A 5132-nucleotide genomic window follows, 5' to 3' on the forward strand; every position below is an offset into this window, starting at 1 on the left:
AATTCATGACTCGAGGCTGGCGCCCCGAACCGAAGAGCGCAATTCGTGACTCGAAGCGAGACCATCGAACAGATGAGATGAGAAGAGTCGGTATGTAGGGTGACCACCCTCGACGTGGCCTCCCGACTCCTCACGAGAGGTCAGTCGCCTCGACGATCGTCCGGACGACGTCGTCGATCCTGTCGGTGGCCGTCGCCTCGTACTCGCCCGTGAGATTCGAGAGCAGGCACGAGAAGACGGCCGCGGGCTCGCCGCTCGGCTCGCAAACGTAGCCCGAGAGCGTCCGGGCGCCGGTCAGCGTTCCGGTTTTCGCCCTGACCGGGATCGGGAGGTCCGCGAGTCGGTTGGCGACGGTGCCCTCGACGCCAGTGAGCGGGAGCGATTGCCAATAGCGCTCGCTCCAGGGGCGATCCAGGCACCACTCGAGGACGGCGACGATGCTCGACGCCGACAGCAGGTTGTACCTGGAGAGCCCGGAGCCGTCTCGAAGTCGAACCGCTTCCGCGCCGCGATCGGTGAGAAACGCCGAGACGTGCTCTTCCCACAGCTCCCAGGAGCCGACGCCGTCCAGCTCGCGGGCGATGGTCCTGGCCAGCTGTTCGGCGGCGAAGTTGTCCGAGTGAACGAGCATCTCCTGGACGATCTCCACGAGCGGCGCGGAGGTGACGGCCGCGCACGGGTCGCCCTCGGGCGTGATCGGCTCGTGCTCGATCCGGGTCCAGCCGTCGACGGCGATCCCCTTCGCCTCCAGGGCGTCCCTGAACAGACTCGCCGCGTGCATCATCGGGTCGTCGACGGGGCTGGCCGCCGTCTGGGTCTCGCCGGGTGGAATCTCACCTTCGACGCGGATGACTTCCGAGGCGCGCTTTTTGTACACCTCGAGTGAGGTCGTCTGACCCGGCTCGACGTCGACATCGAACCGAACGATGTCGGAGCTGGGCGAGGCGTCGACCGAGACGGAGCCGTTCCGGTGGGCGACGGTGATGTCGACCGTGTTGCGCTCGACCGCCAGTGGGGTCGACTTCGCGCCGTACTCGAACTGGCCGTCGTCCCAGGTCCAGCCGGGGCCGAGAAACTGGTCGTCGAACGCCGACGCGTCGACGATGAGTTCGCCCGCGACGGTTTCGATCCCGGCGCCGGCCACCTCGTCCGCCAGCGCCATCAGATCCGCCTGCGAGAGATCCGGCGCGCCCCGGCCGGAGACGACGAGATCTCCCAGGAGGACGCCCTTGCGGACCGGACCGTCCGCGTACACCGGGGTCTCGAACCGATACTCCGGCCCCAGCTCGCAGAACGCCCGTGCCGCCGTCACGAGCTTCGCGTTCGAGGCCGGCAACAGGGGGACGTCCGGATCAACGGCGAGCAATCGCTCGCCGGTTCGAAGGTCTCTGGCGAGGACGCTCGCGCTCACGTACTCTCGGCCAGGTAGCGTCGACGGCGCCAGTACCGCCTCGCCCGTCGACGGCCCGCTCGTCATCGGGACTCACCGCCGTCGCCGCGGGTCGAGTCCGCCGAGAGGTGACACGCGCTGGCCCGCCCCGACTCGCCGACGGGTGCGAGTGCGGGCGCCTGTGCCTGACAGACAGACTCGAACTCGGCCAGCGTCTCGGCCGCCTCGTCCCAGTCGCCCGCCAGCGCCGTCTCGACGGCCTGCTCGGCGGTACGTCGGACCTGCGGCGGCACGCCGTCGCCGCCCCCAAGGTGGCCGTCGAGGACCTCGGCCGGCTCCGAGCCCTCGAGGCCCCGATCACGGACGGCGTCGAGCAGCGACTCGTAGGCGTCGTAGCCCTCTCGCGTGAACCCGTCGGGGAGGATGAAGTCGGGACACCGCGTGTGGAACCGACAGCCCCGCGGCGGGTCGGACGCGCTCGGAACGGCGCCCCGGATCTCCGACCGGGCGCCCGGCATATCCGGGTCGGGATTCGGAATGGCGCTCAACAGTGCCCGCGCGTACGGGTGATACTGGTCGGCGAACAGCTGGTCGGTCGGTGCAACTTCCACGAACTCGCCGAGATACATCACCGCGACCCGGTCGGCGACGTACCGGACGACGCTCAGGTCGTGGGAGATGAAGAGGTAGGTGAGCCCGTACTCGTCCTGGAGATCCTCCATCAGATTGAGGATTTGCGCCTGGATGCTGACGTCGAGCCCGCTGACGGGCTCGTCGGCGACGACCAGGTCGGGGTTCACCGAGAGCGCCCGTGCGAGGTTGATGCGCTGGCGCTGGCCGCCGGAGAACTCGTGCGGGTAGCGGTTGTAGTACGCTCGCTTCAGGCCGACCTGTTCGAGCAGGTCGAGCGCCCGCTCGCGGCGGATCTCTTTGTCGGAGACGCCGACCGAGACGGCCACCTCGACCGTCCGGGCGTCCCCGTCGACGCGCACGTCGGCCTCGAAGCCCCACGGCAGATCGACGCGGAGTTCGTCTTCGATTCCATCGCCGGCTTCGGCCCGCGCGACCCCGGCGCTTCGGTCACCGACGTCCCCGCCGGAGCCGGCGTCCCGGGCGGTGCCGTCTGCGTCGGACCCATAGTCCCCATCCGCGCCGTTCGCGTCGAACTCACCGCTTTCACCCGCATCGGCGGCCCGTGTTCGACGAACAGTCACGAGGACGTCGGCGACGCCGTCGACGGGATCGACCAGCTTGTCGGCCTCGTCGTCGACGGTCACGTCGACCGCGAGGTCGCCGAGTCCCTCGGTTCGAACGTCGGCCCTCGCGACGACCGCGGGGTCCGACTCGGGCCAGCCCGTTCCCCGCAGCGGATCCTCGATGATGTGACCCACCTTCCGGCGGGGGTTGAGACTCGACTGCGGGTCCTGGAAGACCATCTGGGTCCGCTCGCGAAACTCTCCTTCGGGGATCTCCCCGACCGCGCGTCCGTCGAACCTGATATCGCCGTCGGTCGGCTCCTCGAGTCCGAGGACCGTGCGCGCGAGCGTCGACTTCCCGCAGCCGGACTCGCCGACGACCCCAAGGGTCTCCCCCGGGCGCAGTTCGAGGTCGACACCGTCGACGGCCCTCACGCTCGTGTCGTCGAGCCGGAACGGCCAGCCGCCGCCCTCGAGGTCGAGTCGAAGCGAGTCGAACAGCCCGGTGTTGACGGGAAAGTGCGTCTTCAGGTCCCGAATCTCGAGCAGCGCCGATTCGTCGTCCGTCCCCTCGCGCGAGGAGGGCGTCCGGTCGACGCCGGCTCCGTTGTCGTCGGTTCGACCCGATCGGCCGTCGGCCGAGCCTCCCGCTCGGTCGTCGGTGCTCATCGGGACGGCCACCTCCGTCCGGCCGGCGCTCGATCGTCGGCACTCATCGGAGCGGCCACCTCCGACCGGCCGCCGCCTGTCCCGTCTCGTGATCGTCCCGTCTCGCGATCGTGCTCGTCCCGTCTCGTAATGGTCCTCATCGTCATCGTTCTGGCGCTCGCGTGGTTCGGTGAAGGGTCGGTTCCTCGTGGGCGTCGTCCTCGTACAGCAGGCAGGCCGCCGTGTGCCCCGGCGCCACCTCGCGGCGTCCCGGCTGGACGTGAGCGCACTCCTCGACGGCGACGGGGCACCGGGTACGGAACCGACAGCCCCGCGGCGGGTCCATCGCGCTCGGCATCGTGCCCTCGATCGGGTCGATCGCGTCCGGGCGCTCATCGGGCGTGATGACCGAAGAGAGCAGCGACTGGGTGTACGGGTGCTTCGGGTTCCGGTAGAGCTCCTCGTACGGCGCGCTCTCGACGATCCGCCCGAGGTACATCACCGCGACGCGGTCGCAGACCTCGCGGACGACGCCCAGGTCGTGAGTGACGTAGACGATGCTCGTGTCGTGGGTCTCCTGGATCTCGTCGAACAGCTCGAGGATGCCGGCCTGGATCGTGACGTCCAGGGCGGTCGTCGGCTCGTCGGCGATGATCAGCCGCGGGTCGCATGCCAGCGCCATCGCGATCATCGCGCGCTGTTGCATCCCGCCGGAGTACTGGTGAGGGTACTCTTCGACGCGCTCTTCGGGGTCCGGGATCCCGACGTCGTCGAGCAGCTCGATCGCCCGTTCGCGGGCCTCCTTCGGCCCGCGGTCGGTGTTCTCGACGATCACCTCCTGGATCTGGCTGCCAACGGTGAACACCGGGTTCAGCGCCGACATCGCGTCCTGGAAGACGATCGAGATGTCGTTGCCCCGGACCTCCCGCCGCAGCTCGGCCTCCGAGAGGTCGGTCAGCTCCCGCCCGTCGAAGCGGACGCTCCCGTCGACGATCCGCCCGGGATTCCGAATCAGGCCCATCAGGCTCTTGACGGCGACGCTCTTGCCGGCGCCGCTCTCGCCAACGAGCCCGAGCGACTCGCCGGCGTCGACCGCGAAGCTGACGCCGTCGACGGCCTCGACGACTCCTTCCGGCGTGAAGAAGTAGGTCCGGAGATCCTCGACTTCGAGGAGGCTCACGGTCGCTCACCTCCGGGACCGTCGCCGGACGGCTCCGACGGCGAGTCCTCCCCGCCGCCAGACACGTCTGACGGCGAGTCGGTACCGCCATCGGGCACGTCCAACGGTCCCTCCGTTCCATCGGTCGACCACCCCGACGCGTAGTCCGTGGAATCGACGTCCGCGACAGTGCCGCCGTCGGTGCGGGTCGCGTGCTCGGTCGACGTGACCGAGGACTCGGTCGAGACCGGCGGTCGATTGCTCGTCCACTCCGCCAAGTTCCAGTCGTCGTACGTCGTCTCTTCGACGGTCATTTTCGGGTCCATGATGTCACGCAGCCCGTCTCCCAACATGTTGAATCCCATGACGGTGATGAAGATCATGATGCCGGGGAACACCGCGACCCACGGGGCGACGACCAGCGCGGTCCGGCCGTCGCTCAGCATCCGGCCCCAGTCCGGCGTCGGCGGCTGGACGCCGAAGCCGAGGAACGAGAGCGCCGCGGCGCCGATGATGACGGTTCCCATCGAGAGCGTCGCCTGGACGACGACCGGCGCGATCCCGTTCGGGACGATCTCCCGGAAGAGGATCGTCCGGCGGGGCAATCCGGCGAGCTTGGCGGCCTCGACGTACTGGCGGTCGCGCAAGGAGAGCGCCTCCGAGCGCATCACGCGGGCGTACGCCGGGATGCCGACGATCCCGTAGGCGATGAAGAGGTTGTAGATGCTCGGCCCGAAGA

General features: G+C 69.1%; 4 protein-coding genes. All 4 read right to left on the reverse strand.

All coding sequences use genetic code 11. The annotated features are described in order from the left end of the window. Nucleotides 1–130: 130 nt before the first annotated feature. Complete coding sequence (gene dacB / locus QZT59_RS18895) at nt 131–1477, reverse strand: D-alanyl-D-alanine carboxypeptidase/D-alanyl-D-alanine-endopeptidase (RefSeq protein WP_290819480.1); 1347 nt, start codon at nt 1475–1477, stop codon at nt 131–133. Then, nucleotides 1474–3255 (reverse strand): oligopeptide/dipeptide ABC transporter ATP-binding protein, encoded by a 1782-nt coding sequence (locus QZT59_RS18900; protein ID WP_290819482.1) that lies wholly within the window; start codon nt 3253–3255, stop codon nt 1474–1476. Before QZT59_RS18900 ends, dacB begins: the two co-directional genes overlap by 4 nt. A gap of 142 nt (nt 3256–3397) precedes the next feature. Beyond that, a complete protein-coding gene (locus QZT59_RS18905; RefSeq protein ID WP_290819484.1) occupies nt 3398–4414 on the reverse strand; it encodes an ABC transporter ATP-binding protein in 1017 nt (338 codons plus the stop codon). After that, nucleotides 4411–5132, reverse strand: a 722-nt coding sequence (locus QZT59_RS18910) for an ABC transporter permease (RefSeq protein ID WP_290819486.1), incomplete at its 5' end; no start/stop codon positions are given. The genes QZT59_RS18910 and QZT59_RS18905, both read right to left, overlap by 4 nt.

It is taken from the genome of Halovivax sp., assembly GCA_007119345.1.
Classification (GTDB): Archaea; Halobacteriota; Halobacteria; order Halobacteriales; family Natrialbaceae; genus Halovivax.

Bases quoted from the DNA above. Each gene is read 5' to 3' on its own strand.
- dacB (WP_290819480.1), bottom strand. From the start codon at position 1,477: ATGACGAGCGGGCCGTCGACGGGCGAGGCGGTACTGGCGCCGTCGACG.
- QZT59_RS18900 (WP_290819482.1), bottom strand. From the start codon at position 3,255: ATGAGCACCGACGACCGAGCGGGAGGCTCGGCCGACGGCCGATCGGGT.